This is a genomic window from Mesorhizobium sp. M0626, assembly GCF_040320665.1.
Classification (GTDB): Bacteria; Pseudomonadota; Alphaproteobacteria; order Rhizobiales; family Rhizobiaceae; genus Mesorhizobium.
This window is the reverse complement of the sequence record NZ_JAMYQD010000004.1, coordinates 200,657-222,074: the sequence shown is the minus strand read 5'-3', so window position 1 is coordinate 222,074 and position 21,418 is coordinate 200,657. Positions and strand designations below refer to the sequence as shown.

Annotated in this window: 20 protein-coding genes, 1 tRNA gene and 2 pseudogenes; 14 read left to right on the top strand and 9 right to left on the bottom strand. The window is 61.3% G+C overall.

Annotated features, from left to right (window positions below):
* Window positions 1-47: 47 nt before the first annotated feature.
* Complete coding sequence (locus NKI37_RS06685; RefSeq protein WP_027050005.1) at window positions 48-1,703, top strand: tetratricopeptide repeat-containing sulfotransferase family protein; 1,656 nt, start codon at window positions 48-50, stop codon at window positions 1,701-1,703.
* A gap of 160 nt (window positions 1,704-1,863) precedes the next feature.
* On the opposite strand, the gene NKI37_RS06680 is transcribed toward NKI37_RS06685, so the two are convergent.
* From NKI37_RS06680 to NKI37_RS06670, 3 genes are all read right to left on the bottom strand, one after another.
* Window positions 1,864-3,042 (bottom strand): porin, encoded by a 1,179-nt coding sequence (locus tag NKI37_RS06680; RefSeq protein ID WP_027050004.1) that lies wholly within the window; start codon window positions 3,040-3,042, stop codon window positions 1,864-1,866.
* Between the two features lie 123 nt (window positions 3,043-3,165).
* A complete protein-coding gene (locus tag NKI37_RS06675; protein ID WP_023670218.1) occupies window positions 3,166-3,408 on the bottom strand; it encodes a GIY-YIG nuclease family protein in 243 nt (80 codons plus the stop codon).
* Window positions 3,409-3,674: 266 nt separating this feature from the next.
* Window positions 3,675-3,765, bottom strand: a tRNA-Ser gene (locus tag NKI37_RS06670).
* Window positions 3,766-4,228: 463 nt separating this feature from the next.
* Between NKI37_RS06670 and NKI37_RS06665 the strand changes: the two genes are divergently transcribed.
* Window positions 4,229-5,392: a porin gene (locus tag NKI37_RS06665; RefSeq protein WP_027050001.1), complete on the top strand. Its 1,164-nt coding sequence runs from the start codon at window positions 4,229-4,231 to the stop codon at window positions 5,390-5,392.
* A gap of 240 nt (window positions 5,393-5,632) precedes the next feature.
* Complete coding sequence (locus NKI37_RS06660) at window positions 5,633-6,709, top strand: tyrosine-type recombinase/integrase (protein ID WP_352788146.1); 1,077 nt, start codon at window positions 5,633-5,635, stop codon at window positions 6,707-6,709.
* A gap of 59 nt (window positions 6,710-6,768) precedes the next feature.
* Here the strand turns inward: NKI37_RS06660 and NKI37_RS06655 are convergent, their stop codons facing one another.
* On the bottom strand, window positions 6,769-7,671 hold the full coding sequence (locus tag NKI37_RS06655) for an alpha/beta fold hydrolase (protein WP_023747468.1): 903 nt from the start codon (window positions 7,669-7,671) through the stop codon (window positions 6,769-6,771).
* 276 nt (window positions 7,672-7,947) lie between these two features.
* The gene (locus tag NKI37_RS06650) at window positions 7,948-9,981 is read right to left on the bottom strand and encodes a lytic transglycosylase domain-containing protein (protein ID WP_352788149.1); all 2,034 of its coding nucleotides are present in this window, start codon (window positions 9,979-9,981) and stop codon (window positions 7,948-7,950) included.
* Between the two features lie 277 nt (window positions 9,982-10,258).
* Between NKI37_RS06650 and dapA the strand changes: the two genes are divergently transcribed.
* The 3 genes from dapA to NKI37_RS06635 all read left to right on the top strand — a co-directional run bounded on the left by dapA (window position 10,259) and on the right by NKI37_RS06635 (window position 12,468).
* Entirely contained in the window at window positions 10,259-11,140 is an 882-nt protein-coding gene (dapA, locus tag NKI37_RS06645; protein WP_023727558.1) for a 4-hydroxy-tetrahydrodipicolinate synthase, read from the top strand.
* 25 nt (window positions 11,141-11,165) lie between these two features.
* On the top strand, window positions 11,166-11,645 hold the full coding sequence (smpB, locus tag NKI37_RS06640; RefSeq protein WP_023687280.1) for an SsrA-binding protein SmpB: 480 nt from the start codon (window positions 11,166-11,168) through the stop codon (window positions 11,643-11,645).
* Between the two features lie 82 nt (window positions 11,646-11,727).
* The gene (locus tag NKI37_RS06635; protein WP_502896324.1) at window positions 11,728-12,468 is read left to right on the top strand and encodes a glycoside hydrolase family 25 protein; all 741 of its coding nucleotides are present in this window, start codon (window positions 11,728-11,730) and stop codon (window positions 12,466-12,468) included.
* A gap of 36 nt (window positions 12,469-12,504) precedes the next feature.
* Here the strand turns inward: NKI37_RS06635 and NKI37_RS06630 are convergent, their stop codons facing one another.
* A complete protein-coding gene (locus NKI37_RS06630) occupies window positions 12,505-13,404 on the bottom strand; it encodes a DMT family transporter (protein ID WP_245274224.1) in 900 nt (299 codons plus the stop codon).
* Between the two features lie 152 nt (window positions 13,405-13,556).
* Between NKI37_RS06630 and NKI37_RS06625 the strand changes: the two genes are divergently transcribed.
* A complete protein-coding gene (locus NKI37_RS06625; RefSeq protein WP_023705402.1) occupies window positions 13,557-14,030 on the top strand; it encodes an Lrp/AsnC family transcriptional regulator in 474 nt (157 codons plus the stop codon).
* A gap of 40 nt (window positions 14,031-14,070) precedes the next feature.
* Here the strand turns inward: NKI37_RS06625 and NKI37_RS06620 are convergent.
* Window positions 14,071-14,226, bottom strand: a pseudogene (locus NKI37_RS06620) (winged helix-turn-helix transcriptional regulator); the annotation flags it as partial.
* Window positions 14,227-14,234: 8 nt separating this feature from the next.
* Between NKI37_RS06620 and NKI37_RS06615 the strand changes: the two are divergent.
* Window positions 14,235-14,695, top strand: a pseudogene (locus tag NKI37_RS06615) (zinc-binding dehydrogenase); the annotation flags it as partial.
* Window positions 14,696-14,707: 12 nt separating this feature from the next.
* Here NKI37_RS06615 and NKI37_RS06610 read toward each other — a convergent pair.
* Window positions 14,708-15,373, bottom strand: coding sequence for a uracil-DNA glycosylase (locus NKI37_RS06610; RefSeq protein ID WP_023743762.1), 666 nt, complete (start codon window positions 15,371-15,373; stop codon window positions 14,708-14,710).
* Complete coding sequence (locus tag NKI37_RS06605) at window positions 15,370-15,951, bottom strand: LabA-like NYN domain-containing protein (protein ID WP_023670234.1); 582 nt, start codon at window positions 15,949-15,951, stop codon at window positions 15,370-15,372. Before NKI37_RS06605 ends, NKI37_RS06610 begins: the two co-directional genes overlap by 4 nt.
* Before the next feature lie 330 nt (window positions 15,952-16,281).
* Here NKI37_RS06605 and rpoZ point away from each other — a divergent pair, with 330 nt between their 5' ends.
* From rpoZ to acpS, 6 genes are all read left to right on the top strand, one after another.
* Window positions 16,282-16,683: a DNA-directed RNA polymerase subunit omega gene (gene rpoZ, locus NKI37_RS06600; protein WP_023670235.1), complete on the top strand. Its 402-nt coding sequence runs from the start codon at window positions 16,282-16,284 to the stop codon at window positions 16,681-16,683.
* A gap of 127 nt (window positions 16,684-16,810) precedes the next feature.
* Complete coding sequence (locus NKI37_RS06595; RefSeq protein WP_352788154.1) at window positions 16,811-19,042, top strand: RelA/SpoT family protein; 2,232 nt, start codon at window positions 16,811-16,813, stop codon at window positions 19,040-19,042.
* A 102-nt stretch (window positions 19,043-19,144) separates the two neighbouring features.
* On the top strand, window positions 19,145-19,723 hold the full coding sequence (gene pyrE / locus NKI37_RS06590) for an orotate phosphoribosyltransferase (protein WP_023754778.1): 579 nt from the start codon (window positions 19,145-19,147) through the stop codon (window positions 19,721-19,723).
* Between the two features lie 11 nt (window positions 19,724-19,734).
* Entirely contained in the window at window positions 19,735-20,115 is a 381-nt protein-coding gene (locus NKI37_RS06585) for a VOC family protein (RefSeq protein WP_023747464.1), read from the top strand.
* A gap of 274 nt (window positions 20,116-20,389) precedes the next feature.
* Window positions 20,390-20,974, top strand: a complete 585-nt coding sequence (locus NKI37_RS06580) for a DUF2062 domain-containing protein (RefSeq protein ID WP_023754777.1) — start codon at window positions 20,390-20,392, stop codon at window positions 20,972-20,974.
* Complete coding sequence (gene acpS / locus NKI37_RS06575; RefSeq protein ID WP_023670240.1) at window positions 20,971-21,384, top strand: holo-ACP synthase; 414 nt, start codon at window positions 20,971-20,973, stop codon at window positions 21,382-21,384. The genes NKI37_RS06580 and acpS overlap by 4 nt, the downstream gene beginning before the upstream one ends.
* The last annotated feature ends 34 nt before the right edge of the window (window positions 21,385-21,418 follow it).

Here is a 21,418-nt window from a genome sequence, read left to right as displayed (position 1 = left end):
ATATGTTTATGCTGGTTTCAGTCTATCTTTTTTGCTAGCGAGGCACGATGAACACTCGGATGCCGCCTGCCTGGTCCAAGCATTTAAAGACTCGAGTCGGTCCAAAGGCCTCACCTGCACAAGAGGTGTACACACGGTCGCGCGCACGAGCCGACGATGACCTACTGAAACAGGCGTATGGATTTCAGCAGGCGAAGCGACTTGCCGAGGCCCAGGAACTATGCCGTCGCGTGCTGGCACGCACGCCAAACCATCCGCTGGCCTTATACATCATGGGCACGCTGGCGCTCGTTTCCGATGATGAAATGGCTCTGCAGTATTTCGTTCGAGCGGTGGGTGCGGAGCCTCAAAACCCTTATTACCACCTTCACTTGGGTGAGGTTTATCTGAAGGTTAGCGAATATTCGCTTGCTATCAGGCAGATCCAACGCGCCTTGGAATTAAAGCCCGATTTGGTTGAAGCACTTTGCTCGCTCGGTCGAGCTTACGCGGCATTTGACAAGCCTGACATGGCCTTGCAGCAATATGAGAAAGCGCTGAAGATCAACCGCGATCATCCTCGGGTTCGGACGGGCCTGGCTAGTGCGCTAACCAGCCTCGGGCGCATGGATAAAGCCAGAGCCTATATGCATGAGGCGATAGAACGTCGCGTCGATTTGGGGACGGCATACAATGAGCTGGTGCATACGTACAAATTTACTGAAGAGCCCGCCGAACTTGGATCCATCCTTGGTGAACTCGCCAATCCAAACCTTACCCCAGATGTCGCGCAACAACTCCATCATGCCGCAGGCAAGGTGCTGAACGACCTTAAGCGCTATGAAGACGCGATGGGTCATTTCAAGAAAGCGAAGCAGGTCGCCGGCCTTCATTTCGATCTGGACTCCTACCGTCGCCGGATAGATTCAACAATCGACGCCTTTTCCCCCGAAATGTTGGCTGGAAAGGCCGGCTACGGGAATATGTCCGAAGTGCCTGTGTTTGTACTCGGCATGCCTCGCTCGGGGACGACTCTAGTCGAGCAAATTTGCGCGAGCCATCCGGAAGTTCGTGGCGCAGGGGAACTTGCCAAGCTGAGACGGGTCGCCAATAAAATGGGCTTCGGAAGCCGCTTGACGGGAACTCTACAAGGATCGCTCGCGTCAATGACGGTCGACGTGTCCAAGACGCTCGCGGAAGAACACTTGTCATACCTGCGAGAGCGGGCGCCTGCCGCTCATCGAATAGTCGACAAGATGCCTTATAACTTCGAGATTATTGGTCTCATCGCAATTCTTTTTCCAAACGCCCGCATTATTCATTGCAGACGTGACGCAATAGACAACTGCTTGTCATGCTTCATTTCAAATCTGAACAACAATCATCGTTATACCTACGATCTCGAGAACCTTGGTCTGTTTTATCGTGAGTATGATCGTCTTATGCGTCATTGGCAGACCGTTCTTCCGGGAAGAATTTTTGAAAATCGTTACGAACACCTCGTCGCGGATCAGGAAGGTCAATCGCGCCGTCTAATAGAACACCTTGGCTTGACTTGGGATGACGCTTGCCTTCGTTTCTTCGACGAGGGCAGGTCTGTCGAAACGATAAGCCGGTGGCAGGTTCGGCAACCGATCTATACGTCGTCAATCAAGCGCTGGAAAAATTATGAAGGCAGTATCCAGCCGCTGATCGATGCCTTGGGTGATCTTGCTGAGATTTGAGACCAGAGACTACGGGCAGCAAGTTTCGCCGCGGCCGCATTGCGACGTGCCTCAAATCGTTGCAGGTCGATCAAATCGTTGGGTGGCGCGGCTGATGCCGTTGGTCGATGAAAACCCGGCGGTTGCCCGCCGGGTTCGATTTTGAGCCAGGCTGTGCGTCTTAGAACGAGCGCTGGAAGCGGAGGAGACCGCCGACGCTGTTCTTGCCGTCTGCATTGGTGAAGTTGACGGTCGAGGAATGGTCCGCATTCCATTGGTCGAACTTGCCGAAGTGATCGTAGTCGACTTCGGCCGTGATCGTGAAGCCGGGAACAACGTCGTAAGCGACGTTCGCCGCCACGCCATAGTTCTTGTCCTCATCACCCGACACCTGGACGTTGAACGAGGTCTTCTCATTGAACTTGTAGGTGCCGCCGGCCCAGAACGCCCAGTTGCCACCCCAGATCTTGTAGAAGCCGCGGTCGTGGGCGTCGATGAAGTTGCTCGAGTCATTGAGATTGTCGTCGCTGCCATAGCCGGCCATACCGAACAGTGACAGTTCGTTGGTCACGTTCCAGTCGACGCGGACCTTGCCTGCGACTTCTTCGTAGTTGCTGTCATAAGCGACGACGCCGGTGATGGCGCCCCAGCCCTGCGTATACTTCACGCCGCCGACGACATGCGGAACGTAGCTGTCGATCGTGCCGACGGTGCCCGAGCCTTCTTCGAGCGAGACCACGGCCGAGAAGCCGTTGCCGGCGTCGAAGTAGTACTGGACGACGTTGGTGTCGAAGTCGCCGTAAGGAACGATCGTATCGTTGATGACGCTGCCGGCGTAGCCGATGAAGGTATCGAAGGCCGATTCATCCTTACCGACGCGCAGGCCACCGAGCTGGATCCAGGCGAAGTTGAGCGAGACATTCTTGTTGCCGGCCGGGTTGCCGATCGGGTCGCCGGAGGTGCTGAAGCCGCCGTAGTTGTTGCGGTTGCCGAAGTTGAAGCGGGTCTCGGTGTAGGTCTTCAACGTGCCGAGTTCGGTTTCCTGGCCGGTCCAGGTCTTCAGCGTGAAGCGGGTATTCTTGAAGAAGGTATCCTGCTCGTCGCCGTCCTTATGGTCGAACGACTTCGCGCCGTCGAACGAACCGACGTCGCCGGCGCCGATGTCATAGCGGGCATAGCCGCCGATGCGCAGGCAGGTTTCGGTGCCGGGAATGTAGAAGTAGCCGGCGCCGTAGACGTCGCAGATCTTGACGTATTCAGCCGGTTCCGGCTCGGCGACGACAACGGCGTCGGCGGCGCGCGCACCGGAAACTGCGATCAAGGCCGCAGCGGAGCCGAGAAGAAGGCTCTTAATGTTCATTTTCTGACCTCCAGTCAGAATCGAACAAGATAGTGAAACCGGCGACAAGCGTTTTCGCTGTAATCAATTGTTATTGTTGAAGTTTATTGAAAAGATGGACCTCTGCGGCAGGTGATGCGGCCATCACCACAGGCGCTTGTTGGCGAAAGCATGCCCTGAACCGGATTTGAGATAGCGCTCGAATGAAGCTGCCTTGGCCTGGTTCGAAAAGGCCATATAGGTGACGATCCGCCACGGCAGAAACTTGGATGTATGGCTGGATTTCCCCGCATTGTGCTCGACAAGCCGCCGTTTCAGGTCCGTCGTTATGCCGATATAGCGTTCGCCTTCCGCAGCCGTACTCTCCAGAAGATACACATACCACATGAGCTGCTCTCCTTTGCCGGGGCTTCGGAGGGCATCCTCTCCGCCATCCTGCTTCGCGCTGAGGTGGGCTTGTCCCGCGAAGCTCGAAGAGCGAAGCAGGACTGCCAATCGAATTTGCAAGGGATTTTCTGGGCTTACGCTGTGCGGCACGTAGCACACCACACGGTCCGGCCCTCCTACGCCAAGGCTTCGGAGGGCATCCTCTCCGCCATTGCTTCGCGCTGAGGGTTGGGCTTGTCCTGCGAAGCTCGAAGAGCGAAGCAGGATGGCGGAGAGGATGGGATTCGAACCCACGAGAAGCTTTTGACCTCTACTCCCTTAGCAGGGGAGCGCCTTCGACCACTCGGCCACCTCTCCGTTGCGCCGGTGGATAAAGAAAAGCGCCGGCACAATCAACAAGCCGGCGCCATTATCGGTGAAAAATCCGGATTCGGCCGCCTCAGCCCCTTCGCATGCGGCGATTCTGCGGCAGCTCCCTGGCCGGCGAGTCGGCGACGGAGCCGTAATTTCGGCCGGCCATCGCCGGATTCGGCCGCATTTCGAAGCCCTGGCCAAGGCTTCCAGGCTCTTCGATGGTTAACGAGAGCTTTCTGACTGAGGCCAAATCGTGTCATTTGTGCAACAACGCCAGGGGATAGCGCCCGGATAGCCCTTTTGCCGGTACGATCGTGGTTGAACGCCGCCGCCTCATGGGTAATGTCGAATTCGAAGGAGCGGCGCGGTGCGCATCTTTTTCGGTAGTGGGGATGGGGCAGGGAACGCTGTCCTTCAGCAAAGAATACCCAGACCCGTTTTTTAACTTTTGACTGGAGGTCAGAAAATGAACATTAAGAGCCTTCTTCTCGGCTCCGCTGCGGCCCTGATCGCAGTTTCCGGTGCGCGCGCCGCCGACGCCGTCGTCGTCGCCGAGCCGGAACCGGCTGAATACGTCAAGATTTGCGACGTTTACGGCTCGGGCTACTTCTACATCCCCGGCACCGAAACCTGCCTGCGCATCGGTGGCTATGTCCGTTACGACATCAGCGGCGGTGACGTCGGTTCGTTCGACGGCGCCAAGAGCCGTGACGTGAAGGATGGCGACGAGCAGGAGACCTGGCGCAAGAAGGCCCGCTTCGCGCTGAAGACCTGGACCGGCCAGGAAACTGAGCTCGGCACGTTGAAGACCTACACCGAGACCCGTTTCAACTTCCAGAATGGCAACCGCTATGCCACCATCTCTGGAAATCCTGCTGGCAACACTGGCGCCTCGCTTAACTTCGCCTGGATCCAGCTCGGTGGCCTGCGCGTCGGTAAGGATGAATCGGCCTTCAATACGTTCATCGGCTACGCCGGCAACGTCATCCAGGATACGCTGGTTCCTTACGGCGATTTCGACACCAACGTCATCCAGTACTACTTCGATGCTGGCAACGGCTTCTCCGCCGTTCTCTCGCTCGAAGAAGGCTCGGGCGCCGGCACCACTGGTTTCTACGGCGCGGGCACGATCGACAGCTACGTTCCGCATGTCGTCGGCGGCGTGAAATGGACGCAAGGCTGGGGCGCCATCACCGGCGTCGTCGCCTATGACAGCAACTACGAAGAAGTCGCCGGCAAGGTTCGTTTGGACGTCACCGTGTCGCAGGCCCTGTCCCTCTTCATCATGGCCGGCTATGGCACCGACGACAACCTGTCGGATTCGAGCTATACCTTCGATGCTGGCGGTCGCGGCTTCTACAAGCAGTGGGGCGGCAACTGGGCAGTCTGGGGTGGTGGTACCTACCAGATCAACGAGAAGACCTCGTTCAACATCCAGGGGTCGGGCGACGATGAGAAGAACTATGCCGTCGCGGCGAACGTCGCCTACGACGTCGTCCCCGGCCTGACGGTCACCGCCGAAGTGGACTATGCTCACTGGGGCGAAGATGGCAACAACTGGACCGACCGGAGCGCGGATCCTAAGAAGGACTCTGTTGGCGGCATGCTCCGCTTCCAGCGCTCGTTCTAAGGGCTGGCTTTAAACAGGTGAATACCAGCCCGGGCGCTTCAACGCCCGGGCTGTTTTGTTTCGTGACTGGGGTCAAGACAAGCAAAAGGAACAGGGGGAATCGGCAGCTGAACAGTCCGTAGGGTGAGTTCGTGGGATCCGCTGATGGGCGATGAATTCACAACTGCGTGATTAAATCTCTTGAAAGGACGCTTCCAAGCGGGTAGGTCTGACTCTATCCACTCGGGGGTGTGGCACTTTATGACCATCGACGCGATACAAGAGGGGGATCCCTCCGAACATTTCTCAATGTTCTCTTCTCAAAATGCGAAGATAAAATACAGCTACAACAAGATCAGAGAAGTAAAGTCGCACCGGGTCGGAGAGCTTTTTTCAGCATACCGAGACATACTTTGGGATGACGGGCGGCATAAATACAATGTCAGCTCCTTCATCGGCGAAATAGACGAGATCCTGCTCGGCGATCGTTTTAGCGCCTTTGACCAGAGCACCCTGGACAACCTTATCGGCACCTTGCGCCAGCGCGGCAACAGCAACGCAACCATCAATCGAAAGATGGCTGCCCTCAGCAAACTGCTGCGCAAGGCTTACAAGATGGGGGATATCCACAGCCTGCCCGAGTTCCGCCGCCAGAAGGAGCTGGCGGGACGGATTCGTTTCCTCGAAAGGGACGAAGAAGCAAGGCTGTTCGCCGCCATCAGGATCCGCAGCGAAGATGCCTACCGTCTTTCGGTCTTTCTCGTCGATAGCGGTTGCCGCCTCGGCGAGGCGCTCGGACTGATCTGGAACGACATCCAGGAACATCGCGTCTCGTTCTGGATCACCAAATCCGGCCGCAGCCGCACCATCCCGATGACCGAGCGGGTCAAGGAGGTGATCAAACTGCCGCCCTCAGAGGGCCGCCGGCCCAAGGGTCCGTTCACAAAACTCAGCCAGGCACAATTTCGCGCCATCTGGAACGATGCGAAGGCCGAAGTCGGTCTCGGCGCCGACGACCAGGTGGTGCCGCACATCTTGCGTCACACCTGTGCCTCGCGTCTGGTCCAGGGCGGCATCGACATTCGCCGCGTGCAGATGTGGCTCGGCCACCAGACGCTTTCGATGACCATGCGTTACGCGCATCTGGCCACCAACGATCTCGACGGCTGCGTTGTCGTGCTGGAAACGCCCCGCGGCGAGGGGTTATCCGGCGATGGAAAAAGCTCGGCCTTCGCATCGCCGCTGACCACGGCCTCAGTGCCAGCGCCTGCTCAAAAAAGTAAAGCGGCAGCGGCGAAGGCACCCAAGGCGCCCCGGAAAAGCTCGAAAGCCAAATAGTTACCCAAGGCTTTCATATACTGCCTCGGCAACCCCAGGATCATCTTTGATCTTGGGGTTTACTTTTTCTGGGCCGCATTTGGTACTCCATCCAGGAAAGCCGCGATAGCGCCCGGCAGATTGCCTGTCTCCAGGAAGGGCGCATGGCCCTGGCCCTCGACGGTGATCGCTTCCATGCCGGAATGACGCTTTTGCATCTCGTCGAGTGTGTCGGCCGACAGGAGTTTCGAGTTGGCGCCGCGAATGGCAAGCAAAGGTATGGCCGCCAGCGCCTCGAACTGCGGCCACAGATCCGGCAACGGCTTGCTGAGGTCGAGGCCCGCCACCGTCTCGACCAGCTGCGTGTCGAAATCCGGCAGCAGGAGGCCTTCGTCCGTCTCGCGGTAGAGGGCCGACACCATCCGCTCCCAATCCGCTGCGGTCAGAGCGGGAAAATCCGCGCCGTGAGCGACGCGTTGGGCATCGATCGCCTCAGCGCGGCTCTTCGGTTTCGGTGCCGGGTCGAGATAGGTTTGGATATAGGCGAGCCCCGCGGCCTCGATCACCGGTCCGATGTCGTTCAGCACGATGGCTTTCAGCGCGGCCGGCCGCAGCGCGCCGAGCACGTGGATGATCAGCCCGCCGCGCGAGGTGCCGATAAAGGCCGCTTCCTCGACGTTCAGAGCGGCCAGTCCGGCGAGGACATCGCCGGCTTCGATGCCGACATTGTAGTGGCAGATATCAGGATCGTAAGCGGACTGGCCGCGGCCACGGTAGTCGAAGGCGATGACCTTGCGCGGATTGTCGGTTCGCTGCGACAGATAAAGCGCCAGCTCATGGAAATCGCGCGCGTTGCGGGTCAGGCCGGGCAGGCAAACGACCTGCCAGTCTGCCGAATTGGTCTCGCCATAGACGCGGGCGTGAAGCTTGAGCCCGTCCGGCGCGGTGTAGAAAAAGTCGGAGAAGCCGTCGGTGCTCGACATATTAAAAGGACTCCCTGTCCGGATTGTCTCCGTCTGCTACAGGCGAGGGTGGGAGCGGTCAAATCGAGGGTTGTCGGCAAGCTGACACTCTTGGAAATGCCAGACATCTCCCCCACGAGGGGGGAGATTGGCGGTTCAGGCGCTACGCCCTTCCTTCGACGTTGGAGATCGGCGGAATCGGCAATGACAGCTGATCTCCCCACTCGTGGGGGAGATGGCCGGCAAGGGGGGCGCGAAGGATCGCCAACGTCTGCCCGTGGCGACAGCTCTGCGGCCTCAGCCTCTTCCGTTCACCAAATCCCCAACGATATCGTACTTCCCCGAAATGCGCATCTTGTAGACCTCGTAATTCTCCATCACGCGCTGCACGTAACTTCTTGTTTCGGTGTAGGGAATTCGCTCGATCCAGTCGACGACGGCGTCGATGCCCTTGCCGCGCGGGTCGCCGTACTTGGCTACCCATTGGCTGGCGCGGTTAGGGCCGGCATTGTAGCCGGCGAAGGTCAGCACATAGGAGCCGCCGAAGCGGTCGAGCTGCTCGCCAAGGAAGGCAGCCCCCAGCGTCGCATTGTAACCGGCATCGCTGGTCAGCCGATCCTGGGAAAAGCTCAGTCCTGCCTTCTTCGCCAATTGCTTGGCGGTGCCCGGCATCAGCTGCAGCAGGCCGCGCGCGCCGGCGCTGGAGACGGCGCCGACATTGAATTCGCTTTCCTGGCGGGCGATCGCATAGGCCAGCGCCTTGCCCGAGCCGGATATGTCGGCGGTGTCGGGAATGACGCCCAGCGGATGCGACAGCGCGCCGACATCGATGCCGCGCGCGCCGGCGATCTTGCCGATCTTCAGCGCCATGAAATGATTGCCCTGCTTTTCCGCCAGCACCGCAAGCAGCGCCAGCTCGCCGGGGCTGGTCAACTGCCCGGCGAGGTCGCGGTAAAGCGTCTCGGCATAGCGGTCGTAGCCCGCCTCCTGCAGCCGCTTGATGGCGCTGACGGCTTCGCGGCCGTCAAAGCTTTGGCGGTCGGCAGTGCTTGGCTCGGGATAGACGATGTTCAGCGTGCGCAAGCCAACCCGTTCCGCCGCCAACTGCCCGTAGAAAGTGGTGCCATAGGCTGCCGCCTTGGTGAAATAATCCTTCGCATTGCCGGGACCGCCGACTTCCGCCGCGCGGCCAAGCCAGTAATAGGCGCGTGACAGCGACATCGGTCCCTGCGCGAGATCGGCGATGCGGGCAAAATGGGTCGAGGCCGTCGCAGGATCGTTAAGGCCGCGCAACGCATACCAGCCGGCGTGGAATTCGGCCTCGGCGGCGCTGGCGGGGCTTTCGGCGGCATGCGCGGCAACGATCTTGTAGGCGGTCTTCCAGTCGCCCTGGTCGACCAGTGCGCGCGACAGCACGCGGCGCTCGACCCACCAGGCATCGGGATCGACCAGCGCGTCGCGGCTCGTTGGCGCTTTCATCATCACCGCGGCGGCGTCCGCAAACTTCCGCTGCTTGCGCAGATATTCGGCTTGCGCGAAGAAATAGCCGGCCGATTGCTGCGCGGCAGGCACCGCTTTCAACAGCTTGGCCGCGTTCTTGTCGCCACGCGAGGCGGCGGCCCAGGCATCGGCCAGCGGTTGCGCGCCGGCAAGTGCTGCGACCCGCAGTGCCGAATTCTCCCGGTCGGCATAAAACATCCGTTCCATGCGGAAACGATGGTCGGCAGCCGGAATGATGGCGCCAAACTCCTTGCTGACGGCCGCCTCGTCCCTGGCTTCCAGCTTCTCGGTGCGCCAGAATGGCGACAGCACGGAAAGCGCAGCCTTGGTGTTGCCAAGAGCTACATAAGAACGGGCAAGGATGACCACGCCTTGAAAGGTCAGCGGCTGGCTGCCGTCAAAGGCTTTCACCACGGTCTGCGACGAGGGGTTTTCGCGATAAAGCGCGCGCTCGCTGTTCTTGCGCAAGGCCATGGTGCCCGGCCAGTTCGGCAGCATCTTTGCGGTATCGGCAATCTCGCTGCTCGGCACACGGTCGCCGCCATAGAGCGCGATCGCCCAGGCCAGGATATGACGGTCCAGCGAATTGGCCGGCAATGTTTCGCGCACCGCTCGTGCCGCGGCGATATCGCCGGTGGCCAATGCGTCGAGACCGCTTTTCAGCACGACGATACTGGCGGAGGGCGCATCGGTCTGCGCTCTGTCTTGCATGTCAGGCATCGGGATCGATGAGGTCGTCTGCTCGTCGACGCTCTCGTTTGCCGCCGTCCCCACTATCAGCAGGGCAACGGCGCCAAGCAATATGAAGCGGAGTGGCCGACTGGCCGGCATGATCCTGATCTTTCCCTGTTGCGGCACTTTAGATGGCAAGCCCAGGTGCCCGAGAGCCTAGACTTAGGTCGTGAAGAGCCCGTAAACAAAGGGTTATCCAGGCCGTTCGAATTGCGCTTGCTGGCACCATCGGCATGCTTGCCGCGCAACAGTGTCGAGACTATGGTGCGCGGCTTCGCTTTCGGCTAGAAGGCGCCCGATGCAGTCGCCCAAAAGTGGGAACCGGTTTTGGGACGACGACATGCATAAACAAACAAGTCCCAAGGAGTTGGACGACATGCTGAGAGGCTCGCTTACTGCGCTCGTGACGCCGTTCGAAAAGAGCGGACGTTTCGACGAGAAAGCCTTTCGCGCTTTCGTCGAATGGCAACTTGGCGAGGGCACGACGGGCCTCGTCCCGGTCGGCACCACCGGTGAGTCGCCGACGCTGTCGCATGACGAGCATCGCCATGTCGTCAAGGTCTGCATCGATGTGGCCAAGGGCCGCGCTCCGGTCGTCGCCGGCGCCGGCTCCAACAACACCGCGGAAGCGGTCGGTCTGGTGCAATATGCCGAGCAGGCGGGCGCCGATGCCGCTCTGGTCGTCACGCCTTATTACAACAAGCCAACACAGCGCGGCTTGTACGAGCATTTCGCCGCCGTCGCCAGGGCGACCAAGCTGCCGATCATCATCTACAACATCCCGCCGCGCTCGGTGATCGACATGATGCCGGAGACGATGGGCAGGCTGGCGCACGACTTCAAGAACATCGTCGGCGTCAAGGATGCCACCGGCAAGGTCGAGCGCGTGTCCGAACAGCGCGCCACCTGCGGCAAGGAGTTCATCCAGCTTTCAGGTGAGGATGCCTCTGCCCTCGGCTTCAACGCTCATGGCGGTGTCGGCTGCATCTCGGTGACGTCGAATGTCGCGCCGCGGCTGTGCGCCGAATTCCAGGAAGCCACACTGTCCGGTGACAGCGCCAAGGCGCTGGAATTGCAGGACCGTCTGCTGCCGCTGCACAAGGCCATCTTCCTTGAGCCCGGCCTGTGCGGCGTCAAATACGCGCTGTCGAAGATTGGCAAGGTCGAGAACGTGGTGCGCTCGCCGCTGGTGACCATCGAGGCGTCGACCGCCGAGAAGATCGATGCGGCGATGAAGCACGCCGGCTTGATAAATTGAGGATGAGGCGCCACCTCTCCGCATCATGAACCAGGTCAGAAAAGCCGATCCAAACAACAAAACCGTTGCGGAAAACCGCAAGGCGCGGTTTTCCTATGAGGTGCTCGACACCGTCGAGGCCGGCCTGGTGCTGACCGGCACCGAGGTCAAGTCGCTGCGCCAGGGCCAGGCCAACATCCAGGACAGCTACGCCTCGGTCGAGGGTGGCGAGATCTGGCTGATCAATTCCTATCTGCCGGAATACCTGCAGGCCAACCGCTTCAACCACGAGCCCAGGCGGCGTCGCAAGCTGCTGCTCAACAAGCGCGAGATGGCAAAACTGGCGCAGAGCATCGACCGCGAAGGCATGACGCTGGTGCCGCTGAAAATCTACTTCAACGACCAGGGCCGTGCCAAGCTGCTGCTCGCCGTCGGCCGCGGCAAGAAACTGCACGACAAGCGCGAGAGCGAAAAGCAGCGCGACTGGTCGCGCGAAAAGGGCCGGCTCATGAAGGAACGCGGCTAGAATCTCAGGCAGCCCCAGAAAAGCCAGACATCGGCTTTCAAGTTTCGAACAGCTGCAACAGCAAAACACGATGGGGAAAGGTTTGAAGAACCGGATCATCCTCTGGGGTGCGGCCAGTCTGGTCTTTGCCGGCCTCGTCGCAGCAGGCGGCTTCTTCTATTTCCGGACCTTCTCGCCCGATCGTGACAGCTATCCGGTCAGGGGTATCGACGTTTCCCATCATCAGGGTGAAATCGACTGGCGCCGCGTTGCCGCCGACGATGTCGCCTTCGCTGTCATCAAGGCGACCGAGGGCGGCGACCATGTCGACGATGCCTTCGCCAAAAACCTGCGCGAGGCGCGCGCGGCCGGGCTTGCGGTCGGCGCCTATCACTTCTTCACCTTCTGCCGGCCGGGCGCCGACCAGGCGAAAAATTTCATCGCGGTGGTGCCGCACGACCAGCCGCTGCTGCCACCGGTCGTCGACATCGAATTCGGCGGCAACTGCCCGCAACGCCCGTCGCCGGAGCAGCTGAGCGCGGAACTCCAGGCCTTCCTCGGACCGGTTGAAGCTGCGTTCGGCAAGCCGGCGATCATCTACCTGACCGACGAGGCCGAGGACGCCTATGCCGGGAAAATCGACGTTCGCCCGCTCTGGCGTCGCTCGTTGCTCCTGGAGCCAGGTCGCAACGACTGGATCTACTGGCAGTACCACAATATGGGCCGCGTCGACGGGATCGAGGGCGATGTCGATCTCAACGTCCTGCAGGGTGGGCAGCAAACGCTGGCCGAGCTATTTGCTGCACCCGCATCGCTCTCTTCGCAAAAGCCTCCATCGCCTTGAACGAATCAGCTGGCCTTGAGTTTGGCATCCGCAGTCTTACGCAGGCTTGGGAACAGGCCTGGAAAGAGCCGAAAAAGCCATCCCCGCGGCCATGATCAGTACGGCGGCGAACTGGGCGCCGGTCGGCGTCTCGCCGAGCACCGTCATCGCGATCAGCACGGTTGCGATCGGCACGCATGGCATGAACAGCGATGCCGCCTGCGACCCCAGCTGCCGGACGATATAGGTGTACAGGAACATGGCGGCCGCACCCGCCAAAAACCCTTGAATGACGATCTGGCTGGCAATCTCGGCCACTGATGCCGCGCGGAGGCCGCTTGGGGCAAAGAAATAGAGCAACGGCAGCGGCACGCATGACAGCAGCACCACCGTTGCGGTCGCCGCAACCGGATCGACGCGCCAGCGCCGCACGAGAACGGCATAGGCGGCAAACATCGCGCCGGATCCGACGAACAGAAGATCGCCGAAGAGGACATCCTTCATGCCGCCGCCAGTGCGCACGGGTGCAATGAACAGGATCAGCCCGGCGATGATGGCTGCGACGCCGATGGTTCGCTGGTGCGAGGTTTTCTCCCTCGTGGCGATGCGCGACAGCACGAATGAGAAGAACACGATCGAGGCAGGGCAAAGTGCGGCACCATGCGCTGCCGGCGCATAGGTCAGTCCCCAATTGATGATGATAGGGTAGGGCAGTCCGGCCAGTGCCGCCAGCGTCAAGGCACGCCTCCAGCCCAACGCTTTGCTGGCTGACAGGCCGCCGCGCCAGACAACCGGCAGCATGACCAGTCCGGCACCGACAAAGCGCAAGGTCGCGACATCCGTCGCCGTAAGATGCTCCCGCAGGCTAAAGCGGGCTGCGACGAACTGCACGGCGTAAATGCCGATCATGGCGAGGCCCGCAAGAATTGCCGGCTTTGTGTTTCGGTCCTCTGTCACGCGCATTCTTGTCCCGCTCGATTCTGCCAGCGGAGGATTCTTCCTCCAGACGGCTCTCGTTGAAAGCGCAGCCTATTGTTGAGAATGGTGCGACAAAATAGGCTGCTTTTGCGAGCTGGGCGTGAATCTCACACAATAGAGGAGCCATGAACGTGAATCATGAATCCGACCAACTTGATGCCATCGACCGCAGCCTGCTGCGGTTGTTGCAGGAGGATGGGCGTCGCACCACACTCGATCTCGCCGCCCGTGTCGGCCTGTCGCCGACCGGCACCAGCCAGCGCGTGAAGCGCCTTTTCCGTGAGGGTTTCATCACCGCGGTCCGGGCCGTGCTCAATCCGCAAAAGATCGGCCGTGGCACGCTTGTCTTCATCGAAGTCAGGCTCGACCAGGCGGCGCCGCATGTGTTCGACCGTTTCGCCGAAGCGGTAGCAAAGGCCCCCGAAGTGCTGGAGTGCCATATGGTCGTGGGCGGCTTCGACTATCTGGTGAAAGCGCGCATTTCGGAAATGGCCGCCTATCAGGATTTTTTGAAGCGCGTGATCCTGCCGCTGCCGGGTGTCAGGGAAACGCACACCTATGCGTCGATATCGGACGTGAAGCCGGACGCGCTGCTGCCGGTGTGAGACGGGCCGGACCAACGCAAGCCGTTGCCACGCCTCCGCTTCAAGCGGCCTGGGAAACCTCCGGCGCCAGCGTCACATTCGCATCGCCCCAGACCTTCAGCGCGGTGATCACGGGCTCCAGGCTTCGGCCACGAGGCGTCGGGCTGTACTCGACCTTCGGCGGCATCTGCGCATAGACCTTGCGGGCGATGAGCCCAGTCTGGCTCGCTCGGCTATGCGCAGGCGGCAGCACTGCCGACGACGGCGATCACCGCCTTTGAGGCGCTGTTCGACCGCCTCGATGTGAAGAAGCTAGTCATCGGCGCCGCGAACACCATCCTGATCGTCGGCGGCGCCGGCGGCGTCGGGTCGATCGCGGTCCAGCTCGCGCGCCAGCTGACCGATCTGACGGTGATCGCCACCGCATCGCGGCCCGAAACCCGCGACTGGGTCGCAAGAGCGTTTCGGTCCACTGGGAGCCGATGTTCACCCGCTCGCTGTATGAAACGCCCGATATGGCCGCGCAGGGCGAACATCTCAACGAACTGGCGCGCCTTGTCGACGCCGGCACCATCCGCACCAGGCTGGGCGAGACGTTCGGCCCAATCAATGCCGCCAATCTGAAGCGCGCCCATGCGCTGATCGAGACCGGCAAGGCCAAGGGCAAGATCGTGCTCGAGGGATTTGAGAGGCAGCGTCTAGTTCCGCAGGAACGACGCGATCTCGCTGAATACCTTGACGAACATCGCTTCGGTCAGCACCCCAGTGTTGGTGTTGTAGCGCGAGCAATGATAGCTGGAAAACAGCGTGACGCCGCCGGCCGGCAACCGACCGCCGTGCTTGAACGGATAGGCAGCGACGCGCTGACCGAGCGCCCTGACGGTCGACTGGTGGGCGATCGAGCCCAGCGCCAGCACGGCGCGCAATTTTGGAAAGCGCGCGATCGTCGGCACCAGAAAGCTGCGGCAAGTGGAGATCTCGGCGCCGACCGGCTTGTTCTCCGGCGGCACGCAGCGCACCGCATTGGTGATCGCGGTGCCGATCAGTTCGAGCCCGTCATCCGGCCGCGCCTTGAACTCGCCGCGGGCAAAACCGTGAGCGATCATCGTTGAGTAGAGCAGGTCGCCGGCATAGTCGCCGGTGAACGGTCGCCCGGTGCGGTTGGCGCCGCGCAGGCCGGGCGCCAGCCCGACGATCAGCAGCTCGACGGCGTCCTCGCCATCAGGCGGCAGGAAGGTCGGCACCGGCGCGTTGAACCACGACGGCTCGCGCCGTCGCCAGTCTGAGATGAAATCATGCAGGCGTGGGCAGAGGGGGCAGTCGCGGTCGGGTTCGGGAGCGGCCTCCAAGGCCGCCGCCGTCAATAGTCTTCCTCTTCGACTTCGGCCGGCTCGGGCCTGCGCACCGGCCGTTCGGAGGGATCGCGGCCGACCTCGTTCTTCAGCGAGGTCAAATCGATGAAATGGTCGGCCTGGCGGCGCAGATCGTCCGAGATCATCGGCGGTTGCGAGGCCATGGTCGAGACGATCGAGACCTTGCGGCCGCGCCGCTGTAGCGCTTCGACCAGTGTGCGGAAATCGCCGTCGCCGGAGAAGATGACATAGTGGTCGACGACATCGGCAAGTTCGAGCGCATCGACGGTCAGTTCGATGTCCATATTGCCCTTGATCTTGCGGCGGCCGGTCGAGTCGGTGAACTCCTTGGCCGGCTTGGTCACCACCTTGAAGCCATTATAGTCGAGCCAGTCGATCAGGGGACGGATCGAAGAGTATTCCTGATCCTCGACCAGAGCGGTGTAGTAATAGGCCCGCAGCAAATAGCCGCGCTTCTGGAAGCTGGACAGCAGTTTGCGGTAGTCTATGTCGAAGCCGAGTGCGCGCGAGGTGGCGTAGAGATTGGCGCCGTCTATGAAAAGAGCGATTTTTTCACGGGGGTCGAACATGGCAATATTCCTTTTTCGAAATAGGTGGCGGACTAATCGAAATGGGTCGTTATATCGGTCGGCTCGTAAATAAACCGGCTGACCTTTCGTCAACCGAGATAGCGCCAGTTTTACGGCAATCCAAGGGTGCCGGGGCGCACTGCAAGCAATTGTGATCGGAGCCGTGTCGTCGCCGGTAGGCGGGCTTTGCCGGCAAGGCATTCACCGGCGCCAGAGACTGGCATTCGCCAGCCGATGGGGCCACGGCGCCATAATGCTTGTATTTTGGCGGCGTTCGGGTTATGGACCGCGCCTGTTTTCCATCAAATCCAGGCATGAAAGGGGCAATCAATGGCCCGCGTAACCGTTGAAGACTGCATCGACAAGGTCGACAACCGCTTCGAGCTCGTGCTGCTCGCCGGCCACCGTGCCCGCCAGATCAGCCAGGGCGCGCCGATCACCGTGCCCCGCGACAACGACAAGAACCCGGTCGTAGCGCTGCGCGAGATCGCCGACGAGACGCTGTCGCCCGACGACCTCAAGGAAGATCTGATCCACTCGCTGCAGAAGCATGTCGAGGTCGACGAGCCCGAGGCCGACGGCGAGGCGATCGCCGACCAGACCGGCAACGCAGTTGCAGCTACCGATGCCGACGACGCCGAAGAAAACGTCACCTTCGATCGCATGACCGAGGAAGACCTTTTGGCCGGCATCGAGGGCCTGGTTCCCCCGGAAAAGAGCGACGACTACTAATCGCTGCCCTGGACCTGCCGGGAATATGGTTCCGGCACTTCCGTCCCGTGAGTTTCGTGGCTATCTATGAGATGCGCCGTACATCAGTGCGGCGCATCAATCATTTCAGCACCGTGAGAACCCGCCCATGATGCGTCAGTATGAGCTTGTCGAGCGCGTTGCGCGCTACAAGCCTGACGTCAACGAGGCGTTGCTCAACAAGGCCTATGTCTACGCCATGCAGAAGCATGGCCACCAGAAGCGCGCTTCCGGCGATCCCTATTTCTCGCATCCGCTCGAAGTCGCCGCCATCCTCACCGAAATGCACATGGACGAGGCGACGATCGCCGTCGCCTTGCTGCATGACACGATCGAGGACACCACCGCGACGCGGGCCGAGATCGACGATCTGTTCGGCCCCGAAATGGGCAAGCTGGTCGAAGGCCTGACCAAGCTGAAGAAGCTCGATCTCGTCTCCAAGAAGGCCGAGCAGGCGGAAAACCTGCGCAAGCTGTTGCTGGCCATCTCGGAGGATGTCCGCGTTCTGCTGGTCAAGCTCGCCGACCGTCTGCACAACATGCGCACCCTCGACCACATGCCCGAGGCCAAGCGCCTGCGCATCGCCGAGGAGACGATGGACATCTATGCGCCGCTCGCCGGGCGCATGGGCATGCAAGGCATGCGCGAGGAACTGGAAGAGATCGCCTTCCGCTTCATCAATCCGGAAGCCTATCGCGCCGTCACCGCGCGGCTTGCCGAGATATTCGAGCGCAACAAGGGCGTGCTGACCGACATCGAAAAGGCGCTGTCGGCGCTGTTCGAAAAGCATGCCATCAACGCCGGCGTGAAGAGCCGGCAGAAGAAGCCGTGGTCGGTGTTCCGCAAGATGGAGGCCAAGGCGCTGTCCTTCGAGCAGCTCTCGGACATTTTCGGCTTCCGCGTCGTCGTCGACAGCGTCGAAGACTGCTACCGCGCGCTCGGCGCCATCCACACCACATGGTCGATGGTGCCTGGCCGCTTCAAGGATTACATTTCTACGCCCAAGCAGAACGACTACCGTTCGATCCACACCACCATTGTCGGCCCGTCGCGCCAGCGCGTCGAACTGCAGATCCGCACCCGCGAGATGAACAAGATCGCCGAATATGGCGTCGCCGCCCATTCGATCTACAAGGACACCGGCGGCAAGACGAACGGCGCCGCCCATGCGATCTCGAAGGAGACCAACGCCTATGCCTGGCTGCGGCGCACCATCGAGCAACTGGCAGAAGGCGACAACCCGGAAGACTTCCTCGAAAATACCAAGCTGGAGCTGTTCCAGGACCAGGTATTCTGCTTCACGCCGAAAGGCATGCTGATTGCGCTGCCGCGCGGCGCCACGCCCATCGACTTCGCCTATGCCGTGCACACCGATGTCGGCGACACCTGCGTCGGTGCCAAGGTCAACGGCCGCATCATGCCGCTAATGACGGAACTGAAGAACGGCGACGAGGTCGAGATCATCCGCTCCAAGGCGCAAGTGCCGCCGGCGGCGTGGGAGTCGGTGGTGGTCACCGGCAAGGCGCGCTCAGCCATCCGCCGCGCCACCAAGAACGCCATTCGCAAGCAATATTCAGGTCTTGGTGCCCGCATTCTCGAGCGCGCCTTCGAACGCGCCGGCAAGACCTTCACCAAGGAAAGCCTGAAGCCGGTGCTGCACCGGCTGGCGCGCAAGGACATCGAGGATGTGCTGGCCTCGGTCGGGCGCGGCGAACTTGCCTCGACCGACGTCATGAAGGCCGTCTTCCCAGACTACAAGGACGAGCGCGTCACCGTCAGCGCCCCCAAGCAGCGCGAGGAGGGCTGGTCGAAGATCCGCAACGCCGCCGGCATGCTGTTCCAGATGCCCGGCACACGAGCCGCGCGCAAGGACAAGGACCAGCCGCGCGATGGCGCGGTGCCGATCCGCGGCGTGCGCGGCGACCTGCCGGTGCGTTTCGCGCCGGAAGGGGCCGTGCCAGGCGACCGCATCGTCGGCATTGTCCAGCCGGGCACCGGCATCACCATCTATCCCATCCAGTCGCCGGCGCTGCAGGCCTTCGACGACCAGCCGGAGCGCTGGATCGACGTGCGCTGGGACATTGACGAGCAGACCAAGGAGCGCTTTCCGGCGCGCGTCTCGGTCACCGCCATCAACGCGCCGGGCTCGCTCGCCGATATCGCCCAGGTCGTTGCCTCCAACGACGCCAACATTCATACGCTGTCGATGGTGCGCACCGCGCCCGACTTCACCGAAATGCTGATCGATCTCGAAGTCTGGGATCTGAAGCACCTCAACCGGCTGCTGTCGCAGCTCAAGGATAATTCGAGCGTCAGCGATGCGCGGCGTGTGGATGGGTGAATAGTGAATAGTGAATAGTGAATAGTGAAAGAAGGCGCTCTCACTACCATTCACCATTCACCATTCACCATTTCACCATTCACCATGGACATGGGGCGAGTTATGAATACCGACGAGGTGCTGGGCATTTTCCGCGAGGCGGGCGCTGTTCTGGAGGGGCATTTCATCCTGACGTCCGGCCTGCGCAGCCCGGTCTTCTTGCAGAAGGCGCGCGTCTTCATGCATGCCGACAAGACCGAGCGGCTTTGCAAGGCGCTGGCCGAGAAGATTCAAAAGGCGGTGCCGGGCAAGATCGACTACGTCGTCGGCCCGGCGATCGGCGGCCTGATCCCGGCCTATGAGACGTCGCGCCATCTCGGTGTGCCTGCAATCTGGGTGGAGCGCGAAGGCGGCGAGTTCAGGCTGCGCCGCTTTGAGATCGCTGCCGGCTCGCGCGTCGTCATCGTCGAGGACATCGTCACCACTGGTCTTTCGATCCGCGAAACCATCGACTGCCTGCGCGCGATTGGCGCCGAGGTCGTGGCGGCGGCCTGCATCATCGACCGCTCGGCCGGCAAGACCAATGTCGGCGTGCCGCTGATCGCGCTTGCCGAATACGAGGTCCCGGCCTATCCCGCCGACCGCCTGCCGCCGGAACTTGCCGCCATTCCCGCCGTTAAGCCGGGAAGCCGCAACATCTAGGGGACATCACCATGATCGCCGGCATCGATCATTTCGTGCTGACGGTCCGCTCTGTGGAGGACAGCTGCGCCTTCTACCAGCGGGTGCTTGGCCTCAAGCGCCTCGACGAGCCGAACCGGCCGACGGCGTTGCTGTTCGGATCGCAGAAGATCAATCTGCATCAGGTGGGCCGCACCTTTGAGCCCAAGGCCAAGGTGCCGATGCCTGGGTCCGGCGATTTCTGCCTGGTCGCCGCAAGGCCGCTTGCCGAGATTTGCGCCCGTCTGGAAGCCAATGGCGTTGCCATCGAAGTCGGTCCGGTCGAGCGCACCGGCGCCCGCGGTAAGATGATCTCGGTCTATTTCCGCGATCCGGACAGCAATTTGGTCGAAGTCAGCGAATATCGGGAATAGTCTATCCGCCTCGGCGTCGTCTTCCCGGGCAGGCCTGATCGTCGTCATGAAAGTCTCGCTTGGATGTTGTGTTGTCCTCAGTTTCGCCCCAATGGCGCTCTTGTTACCCGCCTGCGGCAGACCATCGCGGCGGCGTTTCATTGTTCCGCCGCAAGGCAGTCGCTATATCAAAGTCGTTGTTGCCTTTCTGCGCCCTCGAAGCGCAAGATGGAGCGACCGCGCCCGGCCAGGGATGGTTGCAATTTGGGCGTGATGAACCGGGAACTGGAACAGAGTGCTTTTTCGACGCCGAAAGCCTGATGGCATTCTGGAGCGGGTGCGTACCTATCTGTGGCCGCGCCGCTCGTTTTCGCGCTCGTTGCAATATTTCTCCAAGCGCATCCTGCGGCTGAAGGCGACACCGCATGCGGTGGCGGCCGGCGTCGCGGCCGGCGTTTTCGCCTCCTTCTTTCCGCTCGGCTTCCATTTCGCCGTCGCCGCCGTGCTCTGCTGGGTGGTCGCCGGCAATCTGGTGGCCGCCGCCCTCGGCGCGGTATTCTTCGGCAATCCGCTGACTTTCCCGCTGCTGTGGGGAGCGTCCTGGGAAGTCGGCAAGCTGATCCTGCATGAACGCCTGCCCAAGAACGGACCGCCTGCGCATCTTGGTGAGATGATGCACACGCTGTCGTTTGCAAAACTGTGGCATCCGGTGCTCGAGCCGATGCTGATCGGCGCGGTGCCGCTCGGCCTGATCTTCGGGCTGATCTTCTACGGTATCACCCGCTGGGGGATGACAGCCTTTCGCGAGCAGCGCAGGAAGCGCATGGCAGAGCGGGCGCATAAGGCCGGGCACGGCGGACGGGAAGTTCCGGCGGAATGATCATCGGCATCGGCAGCGACCTGATCGACATCAGACGCATCGAAAAGTCGCTGGAACGGCATGGTCAGCGCTTCATCCAGCGCATCTACACCGAGGTCGAACAGGTCCGCTCGGAAGGCCGCAAGGGCCGCGCAGCCTCCTATGCCAAGCGCTTCGCCGCCAAGGAGGCCTGCGCCAAGGCGCTTGGCACCGGCCTGGCGCAGGGCGTGTTCTGGCGCGACATGGGGGTCGCCAACCTGCCCAGCGGCGCGCCGACCATGGCGCTGACCGGGGGAGCGGCGGCACGGCTGGCCAAAATCCTGCCACAGGGGCACAGAGCGGCGATCCACCTCACAATCACCGATGATTTCCCGCTTGCTCAAGCCTTTGTGATCATCGAGGCGTTGCCCGCCGAACAAGCGCCACATTGATTGCATCAGACGACCGCTATCTAACGCCGACTTG